Genomic DNA, 15,147 nt, shown 5'->3' on the forward strand with positions numbered 1-15,147 from the left:
CCCTCAGCCAAGGGCATCCCTACATGACTGCAACTGTGCTGCAGTCATACCCTCAGTCGAAGGAGGCTGTGAATTGAATCAATGGTTCGAGCGTTTGACTGAGCAGGTTGCCCTGGCTCATGACGAGGCCGCAGTAAGGGCCACCCTGGAAAAACTCAGTCAGGAGGCAGGTTTTGGCGCCTTTGCGTATCTGAGCCTTCAGGCAGAAACCCACACGGCAATCTCAAACTATGACATGGAGTGGCAGCAGCGATATCTCGAAAGAGCATACGCATCGATCGATCCAGTCGTGCGAAACGCGCGCGACAAGCTTGAGGCCTACGCGTGGTCCAATGAAGCATCAATGCGAATGAGCAAGGAGCACAGGACCTTCTACGGAGAGGCCGGTGAGTTCGGAATCCGCTCAGGGATCACCATTCCGATCAAGGCGGGCTTCGGGCGTATGGCGATGCTCACACTTGCCTCTGCAGATGCGGACTTCGCCCAAGGACAACAGCTGAACCCGGTCCTTGCGGCTTCGGCAGTCGCGCAACTGCATGCGAGGCTCGAAGACTTGGGAGCGAAGCCAACATTTCGAACACCAATTCGATTGAAGTCGGATGAGTTGACTTGCTTGCGCTGGTCGGCCGAGGGGAAATCGATGCGTGCGATCGCGATCATCGAGAACACAACCTATGCCAACGTCGCGTTCTTCATTCGCAATGCCAAGGCTGCATTGGGTGTGACGACCTTGCCGCAGGCGACAGCCATGGCCACGAAATTCGGCCTTATTTAAGTTAGTGTCCCTTTGCTCTCGGCATGTCCGGAATGTAGCCTAGAATGTCGAGAAGCGTGGACACGACCGTCTGCTGGGCATGCACCGCAATCATCGCCTGTATGTAATCTTGGCTCGCCTCTCGCACCGACTCCGGGTCGGCTGCGGCATCGATTTTAGCTTCGAGCATGACTGCGTCGTTGCGCAAGCGGCGATGTTTCTCGATCTCCCGCACAACATGGCGTTCGATCTCCTCAGGCGGTTGATCACTCATCAAACCGATGAGTGGACGCAATATGAGTTTGTTGTCAGACACTGGCCCGGCTGCACTTGTTTTTAAAATGATCGATCCAGTTACTGCCCATATGCGGTCGGTGTAAACCGTCTTAAAAATCTGAAACGCGGCGGGGTAAGCCGATATAAAAATCGACGATGTACTATAGTTCATAAACTCAAAGTATGTAAATGGCGTTCTTCAACTCAAAGTATGTAAACGGTTCTCTGCCGCGCATGGATATGCGCAAGCTGGTCGGCCGAAATTTCGCCCGCCTCCGTCGTGGAAAAGGCCTGACGCAGGGGGACGTCGAAGCGCGCTCGGGCTTCAGCCAGCAGTATCCGGGCGGTCTCGAACGGGGGAAGCGAACCCGTCCATCGTCACGCTTCATGAAATCGCCCAGGCGCTTGGAGTGAGCCATGTTGAACTGGTCAAGCCCGACAAAACAGACTGATTGAGCAAGGCTCTCTTCGCTGGTCAGTCTATGAAGTATTCTGCGATCGTACGGACTACCGAGGTCCCACTTCACAATGCGCAGTGAAGTCGATATATGCTCTCCCAAAGGAGAATAATTATGGCTCAGACGTCGCGTGCCTACACACCCGCAGAAGCAGCTGCCGTCAGCGAAATCGCCGTGAAATCGGTACACAACGCTATCGACAAGCGGATCATCGCACGACGGCGTTCCGAAGAGGAGGGTAGGGCACTCTCTGACGATGACTTGCTGCGTCTCAAGCTGTGGTACGGGGTCGGCTCGATCTTGTCCGCCGAGCGCCGCCAGCGGCTTTTCGACACGATTGACCAGAATCCCGACGCCGATACTGTGCGGGCAGATGACTATCTAATCGTCGATGTTGCCCGCGCCCGCGAGCAGCTTGCTGCGCGTGCGGAGGCACTCCGGGAAGCTGAGCGGGCGATTGAATCCCTGAAGGGTGTCCTTGGCGGCGAACCTGTTTTCAACAAGACCCGCGTCCCTGTCAGGACGATTGCCGCAATGAAGGCCCAGGGTGCGAGCACCGACGAGATCCTCGAGGGGTATCCGGCGGTTACCGCACGGATGGTTGAACTCGCGGAGATCTGGACGGCCGCTAACCCTGCAAGGGGTCGGCCTCGCAAGCTTTCCGACCTTGGCGCCACCGTAAAGTCGTCAAGGCGGCTCCCACTTTCGAAGGCTGCCAACAGGCCATCAGGCAGCTGAGACCGTGAAGTTCCTGATTGATGAGCGCCTGCACACTTCGCTGGTGGCCGTCGCTAACGAGAATGGCCACGACGGCTACCACGTAAATTGACTTGGCCTGAGCGGCGAAAAAGAATGGGATCTCATGCCGCGCATCGTTGCGGAGGATTAAACCTTCGTCACCAACAACGCGCGCGATTTCAGAAAACTCTATGCCAATGAAGAAATCCATGCTGGTTGGTCATCATCGTGCCTCAGGTTGTTCCGGCTTTGCAGCGCGAACTATTCACGCCACTCCTCGAGGAAGTGGCCGGCGGCGAAGAACTTTTAAACGAAGTGATTGAGGTCAGCATCGAAGGCGACGAAGCCGTTTTCACCCGTTGTTCTCTTCCGACAAACTGAGAAATGAGACGATACCCCTCGAGCGGGCCGGTTCATCGTCTGTTTACAGGCACGCACCCTTTACCGATCAAATTGGGTCTCATCGGTAACCGCCTACCTGTTCCGCCATATCCACAATAAGATCGGTTCCGGCGGCACTTAGACTACCCGAACGGGCCAATGTTAGGCGTAACTGATGTTTTGTCGCAAACACGCGAGCAGTCGTTCAGTCCTAACCTGGATAGTTAGACCGAATGGCTAACTGCCGAGGCTACCCTAGAAGAGGCAGCCCTCTCCGAGCGACAAATGGCTGCGAATTTAAACGCAAGCAACCGGCCGTTCTTAACCGAAGCTCCGTCCAATCTTAAGCCGAAGTCCGTCTGATCTAAATCCGATAGACCTCTAACATAAAGCAGCATCACTTCTGGCCCCCAATCCGTGTAAGATCGATCCGGATACCCGCGTCGTTAGGTTTGGCGTGCGCTTGATCCGGGACCTCGACGATTTCGTCTTCCTCTTTATGGATAGCAGCGTCCCTCTCGAACACGGACAACTGTTGCAAGACTGCTCCACCCGGATCCTCAGCCTGAAACACGCTCTCCCCTTCGAACTTGCCGGTTCGCCAGGCGTGGATCGCATCGTCGAACAGCTGCGGGAACACCTCTTCGCTCGTTGGATTTCCGTACCACTTGGCAACGATGCGCAGGATCTTGGCGAACATCGCTGTGCCCATACGCAGATTGGCGCACGGGTCGACAAGATCGACCTTCAGCTCCGACGCGTCCTTCAACCCAATCCCTGCAGGGATCTGGTTGAGACCCACGCGGACGACGGAGCCGCCGGTGTTGTCACGGACAATATCGATCGCTTCTTCAGGCGTCTTCGCTTTGGGAACGAGGATGAGACGGCTGCCGGACTTCACCACGACGGCAAGCGGATCATCAGAGCCGACTGCCTGGACGAACTGCTCGACAATTGCCGGCTTCAACGATGGGTCGGCACATTCCTTGATCAGCGCAGCATCCAGCATGCGAGCTCCATGTTTCAAGTGTTGAATGAGATGACGAGAGGAAGATCAAACAGGCGGGCCCAGGCCTCGCTGCTCGCTCGTTGAATGTCGATGATCGATGTCCCTAAGGTCCACCATCCGTTTCCAACTGCAATAATGGCGTCAGGGCGGTGGAACGCCGATTGCAAAACCGGCCACACGAGGAGCTGCTCGTAGCAGACCAGCGGCGCGACTTTTGCAGTGCCGACCTCGACGACGGAGTTGGCGAAGAAATGTGCCCGCGCGCCAGCTACATCATCACCACCACCAATCAAGCGTCTCCAAGGCTGCCACATCGATCCAGGCACCGGCATCCTCTCCCGGTAAAGAATCTCCGTCCTCTGAGAGGATATCGTCACGAGCACGTTGTCATAGCCGCGACCATCGATAAGCGCCGCTCCAGCGATGACCGTCAGTTCCGTCCCGGTGAGCCCCATATGCCAAAAGCGAGCCAGAGTCGGCGTCCAGAAACCAAGAGCGCTTTCCGGGAACACGACCGTCGTGCCCGGCGGGTGACGGCGAACAATGTCGATCAGATCTTGTTGCCGCTGGAGGGCCGCGTCGCGGCCAAGAGATGCACCCATTTCCAGATCGACAGCGGTCCACGACGTCGGTAGGATCGGCGGCGTCCACTCAGCGGCGGACCAGAGCCAGAAGCCTGCCACGGCCAAGGCTGCAGCAGGCCGATACCGCGTCGTCATGACGATTAGGCCGGCTGCCATCGCTCCCAGACCCCACCATCCCCAGCCGGGAAACAGAACGCCTGCGGCGGTGATCGGATGTGCCCATCCCAGGATGCCGAAGGGTGGAACCGCCATGGCGACGCATGCAGCCAGGTAGCGAAGCGGCTTTTGCCATCCCTTGCGATCGGCCCAGAGCACCGCATGGACCGCCACGAAGGCGGAGGAGGCGACCAGCCATAGCAAGAGACCCGGCCAGATATCCGAGGAGTAGAAGTTCGCCGCACCCTGCGGCAGACCACGCGATGCCGCGAGGAAATAGACAGCGGAAATGACGGACGCCTGGAGACGCGTCACCGCCAAGGACCAAAGCATCGGGAATGCCCCAGTGACGGGCAAGAGAAGCGCGTCACCGCTCCAGCCGATCCAGCCGGCGCTGATCGATAGTGTGACGAGCAGACCCGTTCGGACGAGCTCACGGCGCATAGGTCCAGACCTCTCGCGCCAGTCCGAGGATTCCATCCATCGACAAAGGACCGGAGTACCGGCTGTCGAATGATCCCGGAAACTCGGAATGCAGGAAGACTGCGCCGGGCGGTACGACTCCGCCATCGTAGTGCACCATCTCTCGACCCTGACCGTCTATCCGTGCAACGCGAGAGTGAGGGAGTGGCCGACCGTCGATGCGGACATCGTCATGGATCTCGATCACCTGTCCGGACGTCGCTACGACCGTCTTGATCAGAGGCGCAACGCGGCCCGCGCAGAGGCCGAAGCGCAGATATCCACGCGCACGCGCCTCGCGCATCGTGTCGGTGTTCGGTGGGCAAATGAAGACCAGATCGCCGACCAGGATCGGCCGATCGGGTTTGACGATCCGCCACAGGCCCAAGGGCTCGCTTGGTGTGAGATTGACCCTAAAACCCTGACCTCCGAGCAGTACAATGAGGCCAAGCGCAAACAGGCTGACGCTGCTGATCCGATAGAACCAGACGAGCCGTTTCATGCGCCGTAGCACTCTATGTCGATGACGCATCTTCATTTTAGAGTAAGCCCCTGAGCCCTTGTCTGCCGCAGCGCTTCAGTCTGTTTGAGTGCCGTCACGCTGCGCTTGTGGGCAGACAGTTGCTGCACGGTCCGCATCGTGTTCCAGGCCTCTTGCACCTCGCTTTTCTGGGCGGCGTTCATACCTGACGTCACCCGATGGAAAGCCTCGCCGGTGGTGTCCTTCGCGGCGAGGGGCAGGAAGGTTCTTTCCCCGAAGCGTTCGGTAACCGCCTTGGCGAAACCTTCGAGTTCAGCCTTCACCATTTTATCGGCGAGCGCATATTCGAGACCCGAGGGAAGGTCGTTGCGGTCGATGGCGTCACGCACCCGCTCCAGCACGCCTTTCGCATTTGACGAGAGAGCCGGGATCTCCAGCGCAACCTGACGACGCACCGCCAGTTCTTCGGCGTGATTTCGACGCTCGGCATCGCCACGCTGGCGGAGATAATCGCTGATGCTGTCGGCGAGCGGCGTCACATTCTTGAGCGCCCGGTCCCGGTCCGATTTGTCAGCGCGGCTGGCGAGGATACCCGTCTTGCCCTTGAGGGCACCGAAGGTTTCAGGCTCGCTGGCGATCCTGGCGATGGTCTTTTCCGCAGCTGCCTGGTCGCGCAACATCGCATCGAGGTCGACGGCTTTGAAGGCGCTTTCCGGCTGCGCGTAGACGTGATGGAAGCGCATCGAGACTTCTTCCCATTGCTTCTTGAGCGCCGGGTCTGCAGCGAGCTTGTCCTCGACCGCCTGGTCGATCGATTTCGGGAAGGTGGTGATACCGGCCACCATGGGCTTGGCCTCCTTTGCTGCAGTGGGAACTGTTCTGGCCGTCGATGTTGCAAAGCCGAGTTTGGCACCGATGGCCGCAAGCTTGCCGGCGAGATCGACGAGCTTTTGCCTCTGCCGGACCGTCCATTCGAGACGGTCGCGCGCGACGGTTCTGGCGACGTTGACGATGTGAAGGCCGCGCGCCTCGGCAAAGCGGAGGGCCTGCCGGTAGATGCTGCCGCCGGCGTAATCGAGTGTCGTATCTTTGGAATTCCTGCGCGACAGGATCTCGACCAGACCGCCGGCTTTGGCGAAGGATCGGCGGCCGTAATAGACGCCGAGATCTTCACGGTGGCGGGTCATCGCCACATAGGTAAGGTGACGATCCAGCGAAAGGGGCGCCAGCACCTTGACCCGGTCTACGGTCGCGCCCTGGCTCTTGTGCACCGTAGTCGCATAGCCGTGATCGATATTGTTGTAGAAGCGCTGTTCGACCGTAACCTGGGCGCGATGTTCGCCATCGCCAATCACGGCCACGAGGCGACCCGGTGTGGCTTCCAGCACCTTGCCCAGCATGCCGTTCTTGACGCCAAGCGAACTCTCGTTTTTCAGGAAGACAATCTGGTCGCCGGCAGCAAAGCTTCTGACACCGTCATCCGTCTTGAACGGCGAACCGTGCTCGATAATGCCGCGCTCGATCAGTTTCGTGCGCGCCAGCTCATTCAGCATGCGGACGTCACGGCGCAGGTGCGCAAGGATCAATGTGGACTTGGCAGGATCGTATTCGCGGTTCCAGTCCGAGATGAGGTTGGTCACCGCATCGGCCTTCAGCTCTGAGCCAATCATCTTGCCATTAGATTGATAGGCTACGAGGGCTTTGCCGACATGGCTGCGCGCGAGATCGAGCGATGCGTCGCGCATCCATTGCTCTCGCTGGCGATAGATTTTTTCAAGTTCTGCATAGCCGATACGATCGGCAATAGCGCGGAAGGCAGCACCCGCCTGGATCGGCTGAAGCTGCTCAGGATCGCCGACAAGCACGAGCTTGGCGCCAGCTCTGGTGACGGCTTTGACGAATGTCGCCATCTGCCGCGACGACACCATGCCGGCCTCGTCCAGAACAAAGATACTCTTGTCGTCGAGCTGGTCGCGACCCTGGTTCCATCGGAGTTCCCAAGACGATAGGGTACGGGAGAAAATGCCCGCTTCCCTCTCCAGACCTTCAGCCGCCTTGCCGGCAAGCGCACCACCGACGACACGATAGCCGGCAGCCTCCCATGCCTCGCGCGCAGCCCTCATCATCGTGGTCTTGCCGGCGCCGGCGCGGCCGATCACGGCGGCAACCCGTTCAAAACCAGCGACATGTTCGATGGCGACTTTCTGCTCATCGGAAAGACGTGCATGGCGCGCGAGGGTCGCCTCGAGCACCGGTTTCCGGACGCCATGCGAAGACCGCTGCGAGAGCCAGATCGCGCGCTTGGCCATCTCAGCCTCGAGGCGGATCAGCTCGCGTGTCGTGTATTTTGCCGGCGCACAGATCCCGGTCACGAAGTCCAGGCGTTCGCGATCGAGCCGGAGGGTTTCCGGGCTCTGCAGGATGCGCGCCATCAGGCTTTGGAAGAGGCCTGCATCATCGATATAGCGATGCAGGATCTTCGCGACATCGCGCTCGTCGAAGACGCTCTTCTCCCGCGTAATCATGTCGAGCACGATCTGCGGATTGCGTAGGATGCGGCGGGCGTTCTCAGCCCGACGTTCCTCTTGAAGCTCCAGCCGTTCGAGCGCAGCTTTCTCCTCCGCAGCTTCCGCTTTCCGCTCGATCGCCTTCGTGCCGACGCCGAGATGGATCGTCGGGGTCAGCTCAATGCCCTGCTTCTCGAAGGACCGACCATCGATCCTGATATCGAGACCGGCAAGTGCCAGGTGCCTGTTCTGGCAGGCGAACCATCCGTCGCGAAACGCGTTGAAATCATCAAGCCCACCGGCCCAAAGCTCATAGACGATTTTGCCGCTGTCATTGCGCAGCGCCTTGCCGTCCGGTCCCACGGCGGCCACCTTCTTCGGCCCGAACCCGTCCTCGGTCAACGGCCGCAACGTCGTCATCAGATGGATGTGCGGATTGCCAGGCGCGTTGTGGAATACCCAGTCTGCCACCATGCCCTGAGCTGTGATGTGCCGCGCCACAAAGTCCCTGACGAGCTCGATGTTCTGCTCGGCCGAGAGTTCAATCGGCAAGGCGATGGTCACGTCCTTTGCAAGCTGCGCATCAGACCGTTTCTCGAACTCCTCGACCTTGTTCCAGAACGCTTCCGAAGCTCCCGAGACAACCCGATCGGCAATCATCGATTGCAGCCATTCAGGCGCATCGGCGGGGATGATAAACTCCTCATGAAGCAGACCCCGCTTGCGGGTGTAGTCGGTCGTCCGGGCTTCCCGCTCATAGTCCATCTTGGCGCAATGGCGATACGCCGCCGACAGCACCGCGCTGCGGCCGGAGCCGCGGGCGACGATGCTGACTGAGAAATGCGGGACCGCCATGAAGAGACAAGCTCCTTCGATCAAATAAAATCATTGCGTTGGACAGGAGCTGGTGGCCCCGCCAAGGGGCAGAAGCAGAGCGTCGCATCAGCGACGTATAATTGCGCCCTTCGGATCCGTTCCTGCGAACGGACGGGATGATGCTCAAATGCGTAGGCTTCGCCTACTCGCATTTCTGTTAGTAGATCGGCACGCCGATCTGAACGACTCTGGCCGCGTGATCCATGTCATGCAGCAACAGAGGACAATCCAGAGATGAAGAAGCCATCCTCCAAGATCCGCGAAGAAATCGCCAAACTCCAGGAGCAGCTCAAGCACGCGGAAACGAGAGAGGCAGAGCGCATCGGTCGCATCGCGCTTCGGGCAGGGCTTGGCGAGATCGAAATCGAGGAGACCAACCTTCAGGCGGCGTTCGAGGAATTGGCGAAGCGCTTTCGCGGAGGCAAACCCGGCACGAGCGGACGGAAAGGGGCAGGCGACAGCAGCACGGGCGGCGGGCAATCCGAGGCGCTCGCGTCTAGCAAGGCTTCGAGCGGCGCTGGCGAGGCTTGAGCGGATGAGCAGGAACGCAACGTCCGACGCCCGAAAGAAGGACACGCGCGACAAGATCGAGCTTGGCGGCCTGATCGTCAAAGCCGGTCTCCGCTACGAGAAGCGGGCGCTTCTGCTCGGCGCTTTGCTGGATCTGCAGCGTCGGCTGAAGTCCGACGACAGTGAGCGAGCACGATTGATCGCGATGGGAGCGGAGGCGTTCGGCAATGAAGGCGAATAAGATCGCTCTCGTCATTCTACCTGGGGTCATGATTGGCGCAGCGATGTTTGCGCTCACCGGCATTGAGACGTGGCTTGCCGGGTTCGGAAAGACCGAGGCGGCAAAGCTCGCGCTTGGACGGGCAGGGGTCGCGGCGCCATACTTGGCGGCTGCCGCCCTTGGCTTGATTTTCCTGTTCGTAACAGCCGGATCAGCCAGCATCCGTGCCGCGGGCATTGGTGCCACAATCGCAAACGCCGCAGTTATCCTGACAGCGTGCGTGCGGGAGGGAGTGCGGCTTGCAACACTTTCCTCGCAGGTACCGGCGGAGAAACCCGCACTGTCCTATCTAGATCCGTCGACCATGATCGGCGCGGCTGCAGCACTGATGTCTGGCTGTTTCGCAATGCGCGTAACGCTGGTTGGTAACGCCGCCTTCGCGCGGGCAGCACCGAAGCGCGTTACTGGCAGACGTGCCTTGCACGGCGAGGCTGACTGGATGACAATAGTCGAAGCCGCCAAGCTCTTCTCGGCCAGTGGCGGCATCGTAGTCGGCGAGCGGTACCGGGTCGACCGCGACGGTGTCGCCGGCGTTTCGTTCCGTGCCGATAACAGCGAGACTTGGGGCGCCGGCGGCAAGTCCCCGCTGCTCTGCTTCGACGGATCGTTCGGTTCCTCGCATGGCATCGTCTTCGCCGGATCGGGTGGTTACAAGACGACCTCCGTTACGGTCCCGACAGCGCTCAAGTGGAGTGGCTCGCTCATCCTGCTCGATCCCTCGAACGAGGTCGCTCCCATGGTCTCGAGGCATCGGGAAGAGGCTGGCCGTCGTGTACGGATCCTCGATCCGCGCAAACCCGCGACCGGCTTCAACGCCCTCGACTGGGTAGGTCAATTCGGCGGCACGAAGGAGGAGGACATCGCCTCGGTCGCATCGTGGATCATGAGTGATATCGGTCGCGCGAGCGGGGTCCGTGACGACTTCTTCCGTGCCTCAGGCCTGCAGCTCCTGACCGCGATCATCGCCGATGTTTGCCTCTCCGGGCATACGCCGAAGGAAAAGCAGACGCTCCGCCAGGTCCGAGCCAATCTTGCAGAGCCTGAGCCACAGTTGCGCAAGCGCTTGCAGGAAATATACGACAATTCCGGCTCGGACTTCGTGAAGGAAAACGTCGCCGCCTTCGTCAACATGACGCCGGAAACCTTCTCCGGCGTCTATGCCAATGCCATCAAGGAGACGCATTGGCTCTCATACCAAAACTATGCAGCGCTCGTTTCAGGGTCGACATTCCGGACCGAAGACATTGCGTCGGGCAAAACGGACGTGTTCATCAATATCGACCTGAAGACGTTGGAGACCCACAGCGGAGTGGCACGCGTCGTGATCGGCTCGTTTCTGAACGCGATCTACAACCGCGACAGCGCAATGGAAGGCCGCGCCCTCTTCCTCCTCGATGAGGTCGCCCGTCTCGGTTACTTGCGCATTTTGGAGACCGCCCGTGACGCCGGTCGCAAGTACGGCATCACGCTGACGATGATCTATCAGTCGATCGGCCAGCTGCGCGAAATCTATGGCGGGCGAGACGCATCGAGCAAATGGTTCGAGAGCGCGAGCTGGATCAGTTTTGCCGCCATCAACGATCCGGAAACCGCAGACTACATCTCTCGCCGCTGCGGCATGACGACGGTCGAGATCGATCAGGTCAGTCGCAGCTTCCAGTCGCGCGGGTCATCGCGGACAAGGTCGAAGCAACTGGCTGCTCGGCCACTCATCCAGCCACATGAAGTGCTGCGCATGAGGGCGGATGAGCAGATCGTGTTCACCGCGGGCAATGCGCCACTTAGATGCGGGCGCGCCATCTGGTTTCGGCGGAAGGATATGACAGCATGCGTTGAGCAGAGCAGGTTTTGGCGGCGCGAAGCGCCTGCAGACCAACAATGAAGAGTATCGGAGAAATCAGCATAGCGACGACCGCCAGGGCGTGATTTCGGGAATTCTCGTCATGCTTCGGTCGGATAACGGGCAGCCGCGGGAGGCTCAGCATAGCGCCGCGCTAGCGGAAGCCGGGACCGACTGCCCCCGTCCGAGGCATTCTTCTTGAGAAGGTCGTCTACTCGTCGGAGACCCCTTCGGTCAGTCCGTTGAAAACCTCTATCATCGCGTTGGTGAAGGCTTGGCCGGGAGCGTTTCCCGCCAAGCGGACGTCTTCCTCGCAGCCACCGCTAGCAGCACGAGCAAGTTCATATCCCTGATCTGCGACGATCTGCTTGGCCACTTCGATCGTCCAAAGTCCGAAGTCTCCGCGGCTGTCGATCTGGATGGCGTCTTCCGTCTGCGTCTCCCGTGATGGTTCGTCGTCTTCTTTTCATGGGCGTTGCGCAACGACAAGCGTGAGACAACGATGTGGTGAGGCAACGGCCGACCTTAAGGGACCCAACGACCGTGCGCATCTACGCCAAGCCCGACGATAGTGCTCATCACCGATTGCGGCGGTCCGCTGTCGGCCCAAACCGGTCACTCAGACGCTAACATGACTGCTGATCAATCCATCGGCGGCGAACCGATGAACGATAATCATGGGCGGATCGTTCACGGCAGGAACGCTAGGGCCTCCGAACCAAAGTGGGTTCGCGGGGCAGATCGAGCCGCAAATGTGAGTAGGAATCGCCGCCAGGGTCGCGCTCATAGGTCGGTGTACGTGACCGGACGAGATTGCCAGTGGTCTAACGGAGCGCTGGTTCAAAAGTGCACTTAGCTTCTCTCGTCCCTGCGCGATGACCGCGTCAATCGGTGGAATTCCGCATGGAACGACGTGGTGGTGCGTGAAAATGAATGTTGACTGTGCTCCCGGCAGATCCAGAGTTTGTTTCAGCCAGTCCAGATGTTGAGCTACGTCTCCGGCCGCCGATCCATATAGGGTAGTGTCCAACCCTACCAACCGAATTCCGCCGAACTCGGCTCTGAAATGAATAGCTTCCCTGCTATCGACCTGACCGTAACGATTCGTAAATGCCGAGCTAAGCGCACGCCGATTGTCTGAATTTCCTGGAACCACCAAAATGGGACAATTTAGCTCGTTAAGGCGCCCCCCTATTTCAGGATATCCCTCGGTCCACCCTTATCGATGAGGTCTCAAGATACCACAACTGCATCAGGCTTGATTTCCGCCAGCCATGACACTGCACGAGTGAGACGCGACAAATTTTCGTTGCCCGGCGCAGCGTGGATATCGGAAATTTGCGCAACAATCATCTTGCACCTCGTAAACTCGCTGTCCCACCGTAGGGCCGAATACCTGTCGGCGGAAGATGCCGTCGAGCCGAGCGATAATTCTCTATCGGATTGAGACAAGTCAGCTTATGACCGCATTTGGCGCGAAGCCGCCGGACTTTTAGCCTGCGGGAGGATCGTGACCCGAATGGGCGAAGACCGAACGCGGGCTTCGTTCGCGCGATCGAATAGAGCCGTGCGCCGGAGGCGGACCGCCAAAACACGATTGCGTTGCCAGATCACGATCATGAATCGATGGCACCGGAACGATTCAAAACTCTCGTTGGACGGCACTTTCCAGAAACACGATCATGTCAGCATGATCAACCGCCCTATTACCTTTATGTCGAGCGGACAGACCTGACGCAAAACATGGCCCGCTTCTATGCGATGTTCATGGAGCCAAACCTGTTCGGGGAGGCTTGCCTGATGTGATGTTCGGGTCGTATCGGAACGAGCGGGCAACGATGAGCCCATTTTGAAACCGAGCGTGAAGCCGTCGGTCTGTTTCTCAAACTCCTCCGACAGAAAAAGCGCCGCGGCTAATCAGCCGTGGCCCGAAAAACGCGCGCCGGCAACTGATTTGAGACTCGTGAACTTGAAGGATAGGAATGAAGACGAGATCAGAAGTGGGTGCTGATAGGCGAGTGTCGAGATCGATAGGATTAACCTTGCTCGCGCTAGTCGCAGCTTTTCCAGCCTTCAACGCGTCAATTAGGAATTCAGCTTACGCGAGCGACAACAGATCCAAGGTAAGCCTGCAATTCCATAAATGCGCAACAGGCTCGCGCGACGCGTGCGTCGTCGACGGAGACACGATCTGGTTCAAGGGCCAGAAGATCCGTATCGCCGATATCGACACACCGGAGGTGAGTGAACCGAAGTGCTCATCGGAGCTGGCACTTGGCAACCGCGCCACAGACAGGATGCTCGAGCTGATAAACGAGGGTCCATTCGAGATCAAAGCGTGGCCCGGCCGTGATACCGACCGATATGGCCGGAAGCTTCGCGTCCTGATCAGAGACGGCCGCAGCCTTGGCGATATTCTCGTGTCGGAAGGCCTCGCCAGGACCTGGGGCGGCCGACGAGAGCCATGGTGCTGAGGCAGGAAAACCGGCCCGGCGTGCCGGGCCGGTAGAGCGTTAGCGCCGTCGGTTCCAGTCGGTCTCGAAATTCACCTCGATCTCGACGAAGAACGGGATCTTGATCGCGATCTCCAAACCGACTTTGTATTTGCGGAGAAAATGACAGGTCACCTTGGCGAGGGTGCCAAGCCGGCGGCCGGTGGCAGTCAAGAAGTCGGTTAGCTGTTACATATGATTTCTCCGGTCGATTGCGTTTCGTCGCGGGGTGAAATGCGGATCGGGAAGGAGTGCCGCACCGAGCACGGCCGAAGCGCAGCGGAGGACCTGAGGTTGGCTGAATTTTGCTGCGCGAGGAGCCAAAGGCTAAGGAAACTTCTGCCGGCATCAGGTTGCGGCGGGACGCACGATCCGCATCATTCCCAATGTCGATGAAATGGGATCGACAGGAGAATTGCGGCAGCTCGACTTCGAAGACGACGGACGATGGAAACCGCCTCAGAAAGGCGGTTCGCTTTCTGCAAGGCCGTCCAGCTCTGCGCCCGCGACAATCAGCTCTGCCTGAGCCATTTCGAGCTCGGCCTCGATCTGGCGGCGCTCGACGCTATCGACAGCGTTGCGCAGCTCGGCCCGCAGTTCTTCGATCTGGATTTCGAGTTCGTAGGTCATCTTCGTCTCCTGACGTTTGTGAACGATGACCGTCGGGTCCGAGAGGCGATGGCGGGGTCAGGGATCGCGCCAGCGACCGGCAGAGCCGGGAGTGGGGGAGCCGATTTGCGGAAGCTGCCCTCGAGGGCAGGTGAAGCAAATTGGGGGAACCGCTCATCCTTGAGGCCGGTGTCGCCGCTTGGCACAATCATGCATTCTGAGCAGCTTCCCCGTTCACCATATGCCACCAAAAAAGCCGGACCTGGCTCGATGCCAGATCCGGCTTTGACTTATCGGCAGGAAAGAAGGCCCCGCCGATGGCGGAGCCTCGAGATCCTGATCAGTCGCGGTTCGGGCGGGACCAGATGAGCTGGAGGCCTTCCTCGCCTTCGACCTCGGCGAGCGTTGCGTAGATCGGAGCCGGGAAGCTCGGATCGTCGAGCTTGACCGAGAGGTAGTCGCGGCCCTGCTCGGAGGTCTTCTGCCAGGCGGCGCCGAGTTCGACGCTCCCGGCATAGACGCGGAACTGCGGGCCTTTGTCGGAGGGGTTCTCGACCCGGGCGATGCGTGCCTTGACGTTGAGGGCGAGCGTGCGAATGGAGCCGGTGAAGCCGTTTTCGGTGGAGGTGAAGGTGCCGATGGTAGCCATTGTCGTATTCCTTTTCTCAAGTTCGGGCCGCGCCCATCGCGGCCTCGATGGCAGTCGACAAGACCGGAGACGATCGGGCCGCACC

General features: G+C 59.4%; 17 protein-coding genes and 1 pseudogene. 9 read left to right on the forward strand and 9 right to left on the reverse strand.

Going from position 1 to position 15,147, the window contains the following annotated elements; translation table 11 throughout:
• The first annotated feature begins 73 nt into the window (after window positions 1–73).
• Window positions 74–775 carry an autoinducer binding domain-containing protein gene (locus tag FJQ55_RS20050; protein WP_161597007.1) on the forward strand — a complete coding sequence of 234 codons (702 nt, stop codon included), beginning with the start codon at window positions 74–76 and terminating at the stop codon, window positions 773–775.
• Between the two features lies 1 nt (window position 776).
• Here the strand turns inward: FJQ55_RS20050 and FJQ55_RS20055 are convergent, their stop codons facing one another.
• Complete coding sequence (locus FJQ55_RS20055; protein WP_140831312.1) at window positions 777–1,202, reverse strand: transcriptional repressor TraM; 426 nt, start codon at window positions 1,200–1,202, stop codon at window positions 777–779.
• 62 nt (window positions 1,203–1,264) lie between these two features.
• Between FJQ55_RS20055 and FJQ55_RS20060 the strand changes: the two are divergent.
• The 3 genes and pseudogenes from FJQ55_RS20060 to FJQ55_RS23730 all read left to right on the forward strand — a co-directional run bounded on the left by FJQ55_RS20060 (window position 1,265) and on the right by FJQ55_RS23730 (window position 2,607).
• Window positions 1,265–1,482: pseudogene (locus tag FJQ55_RS20060) on the forward strand (helix-turn-helix domain-containing protein).
• Between the two features lie 120 nt (window positions 1,483–1,602).
• Window positions 1,603–2,226: a DUF433 domain-containing protein gene (locus tag FJQ55_RS20065; protein WP_140831314.1), complete on the forward strand. Its 624-nt coding sequence runs from the start codon at window positions 1,603–1,605 to the stop codon at window positions 2,224–2,226.
• Between the two features lie 216 nt (window positions 2,227–2,442).
• Complete coding sequence (locus tag FJQ55_RS23730; RefSeq protein WP_246085211.1) at window positions 2,443–2,607, forward strand: hypothetical protein; 165 nt, start codon at window positions 2,443–2,445, stop codon at window positions 2,605–2,607.
• Window positions 2,608–3,004: 397 nt separating this feature from the next.
• On the opposite strand, the gene FJQ55_RS20075 is transcribed toward FJQ55_RS23730, so the two are convergent.
• Genes FJQ55_RS20075 through traA form a run of 4 tightly spaced genes read right to left on the reverse strand, consistent with a single transcriptional unit; the run spans window position 3,005 to window position 8,661 of the window.
• Window positions 3,005–3,616 carry a TraH family protein gene (locus FJQ55_RS20075; RefSeq protein WP_140831316.1) on the reverse strand — a complete coding sequence of 204 codons (612 nt, stop codon included), beginning with the start codon at window positions 3,614–3,616 and terminating at the stop codon, window positions 3,005–3,007.
• A gap of 14 nt (window positions 3,617–3,630) precedes the next feature.
• Entirely contained in the window at window positions 3,631–4,800 is a 1,170-nt protein-coding gene (locus FJQ55_RS20080; RefSeq protein WP_140831318.1) for a conjugal transfer protein TraB, read from the reverse strand.
• The gene (gene traF / locus FJQ55_RS20085) at window positions 4,790–5,320 is read right to left on the reverse strand and encodes a conjugative transfer signal peptidase TraF (RefSeq protein WP_246085212.1); all 531 of its coding nucleotides are present in this window, start codon (window positions 5,318–5,320) and stop codon (window positions 4,790–4,792) included. The genes FJQ55_RS20080 and traF overlap by 11 nt, the downstream gene beginning before the upstream one ends.
• A gap of 32 nt (window positions 5,321–5,352) precedes the next feature.
• The gene (gene traA, locus FJQ55_RS20090; RefSeq protein WP_140831323.1) at window positions 5,353–8,661 is read right to left on the reverse strand and encodes a Ti-type conjugative transfer relaxase TraA; all 3,309 of its coding nucleotides are present in this window, start codon (window positions 8,659–8,661) and stop codon (window positions 5,353–5,355) included.
• 255 nt (window positions 8,662–8,916) lie between these two features.
• On the opposite strand from traA, the gene traC reads away from it, so the two are divergent.
• Genes traC through traG form a run of 3 tightly spaced genes read left to right on the forward strand, consistent with a single transcriptional unit; the run spans window position 8,917 to window position 11,354 of the window.
• Window positions 8,917–9,213: a conjugal transfer protein TraC gene (gene traC, locus FJQ55_RS20095; protein WP_140831325.1), complete on the forward strand. Its 297-nt coding sequence runs from the start codon at window positions 8,917–8,919 to the stop codon at window positions 9,211–9,213.
• Between the two features lie 4 nt (window positions 9,214–9,217).
• Window positions 9,218–9,433, forward strand: a complete 216-nt coding sequence (traD, locus tag FJQ55_RS20100; RefSeq protein WP_140831327.1) for a type IV conjugative transfer system coupling protein TraD — start codon at window positions 9,218–9,220, stop codon at window positions 9,431–9,433.
• Window positions 9,420–11,354, forward strand: a complete 1,935-nt coding sequence (gene traG / locus FJQ55_RS20105; protein WP_140831329.1) for a Ti-type conjugative transfer system protein TraG — start codon at window positions 9,420–9,422, stop codon at window positions 11,352–11,354. The genes traD and traG overlap by 14 nt, the downstream gene beginning before the upstream one ends.
• A gap of 169 nt (window positions 11,355–11,523) precedes the next feature.
• On the opposite strand, the gene FJQ55_RS20110 is transcribed toward traG, so the two are convergent.
• Complete coding sequence (locus tag FJQ55_RS20110) at window positions 11,524–11,733, reverse strand: hypothetical protein (protein ID WP_140831331.1); 210 nt, start codon at window positions 11,731–11,733, stop codon at window positions 11,524–11,526.
• 1,322 nt (window positions 11,734–13,055) lie between these two features.
• Between FJQ55_RS20110 and FJQ55_RS23920 the strand changes: the two genes are divergently transcribed.
• Both FJQ55_RS23920 and FJQ55_RS20125 read left to right on the forward strand, forming a co-directional pair.
• The gene (locus FJQ55_RS23920) at window positions 13,056–13,118 is read left to right on the forward strand and encodes a hypothetical protein (protein WP_342781729.1); all 63 of its coding nucleotides are present in this window, start codon (window positions 13,056–13,058) and stop codon (window positions 13,116–13,118) included.
• A gap of 236 nt (window positions 13,119–13,354) precedes the next feature.
• Window positions 13,355–13,786, forward strand: coding sequence for a thermonuclease family protein (locus FJQ55_RS20125; protein WP_425467562.1), 432 nt, complete (start codon window positions 13,355–13,357; stop codon window positions 13,784–13,786).
• Window positions 13,787–13,825: 39 nt separating this feature from the next.
• On the opposite strand, the gene FJQ55_RS23460 is transcribed toward FJQ55_RS20125, so the two are convergent.
• From FJQ55_RS23460 to FJQ55_RS20130, 3 genes are all read right to left on the reverse strand, one after another.
• Window positions 13,826–13,978 (reverse strand): hypothetical protein, encoded by a 153-nt coding sequence (locus FJQ55_RS23460; RefSeq protein ID WP_167507763.1) that lies wholly within the window; start codon window positions 13,976–13,978, stop codon window positions 13,826–13,828.
• A gap of 285 nt (window positions 13,979–14,263) precedes the next feature.
• Window positions 14,264–14,434, reverse strand: a complete 171-nt coding sequence (locus FJQ55_RS23465; RefSeq protein WP_167507768.1) for a hypothetical protein — start codon at window positions 14,432–14,434, stop codon at window positions 14,264–14,266.
• A gap of 319 nt (window positions 14,435–14,753) precedes the next feature.
• The gene (locus tag FJQ55_RS20130; protein ID WP_052821062.1) at window positions 14,754–15,062 is read right to left on the reverse strand and encodes a DUF736 domain-containing protein; all 309 of its coding nucleotides are present in this window, start codon (window positions 15,060–15,062) and stop codon (window positions 14,754–14,756) included.
• Between the last annotated feature and the right edge of the window lie 85 nt (window positions 15,063–15,147).

This window comes from Rhizobium glycinendophyticum, from assembly GCF_006443685.1.
In the GTDB taxonomy this organism is placed as follows: domain Bacteria; phylum Pseudomonadota; class Alphaproteobacteria; order Rhizobiales; family Rhizobiaceae; genus Allorhizobium; species Allorhizobium glycinendophyticum.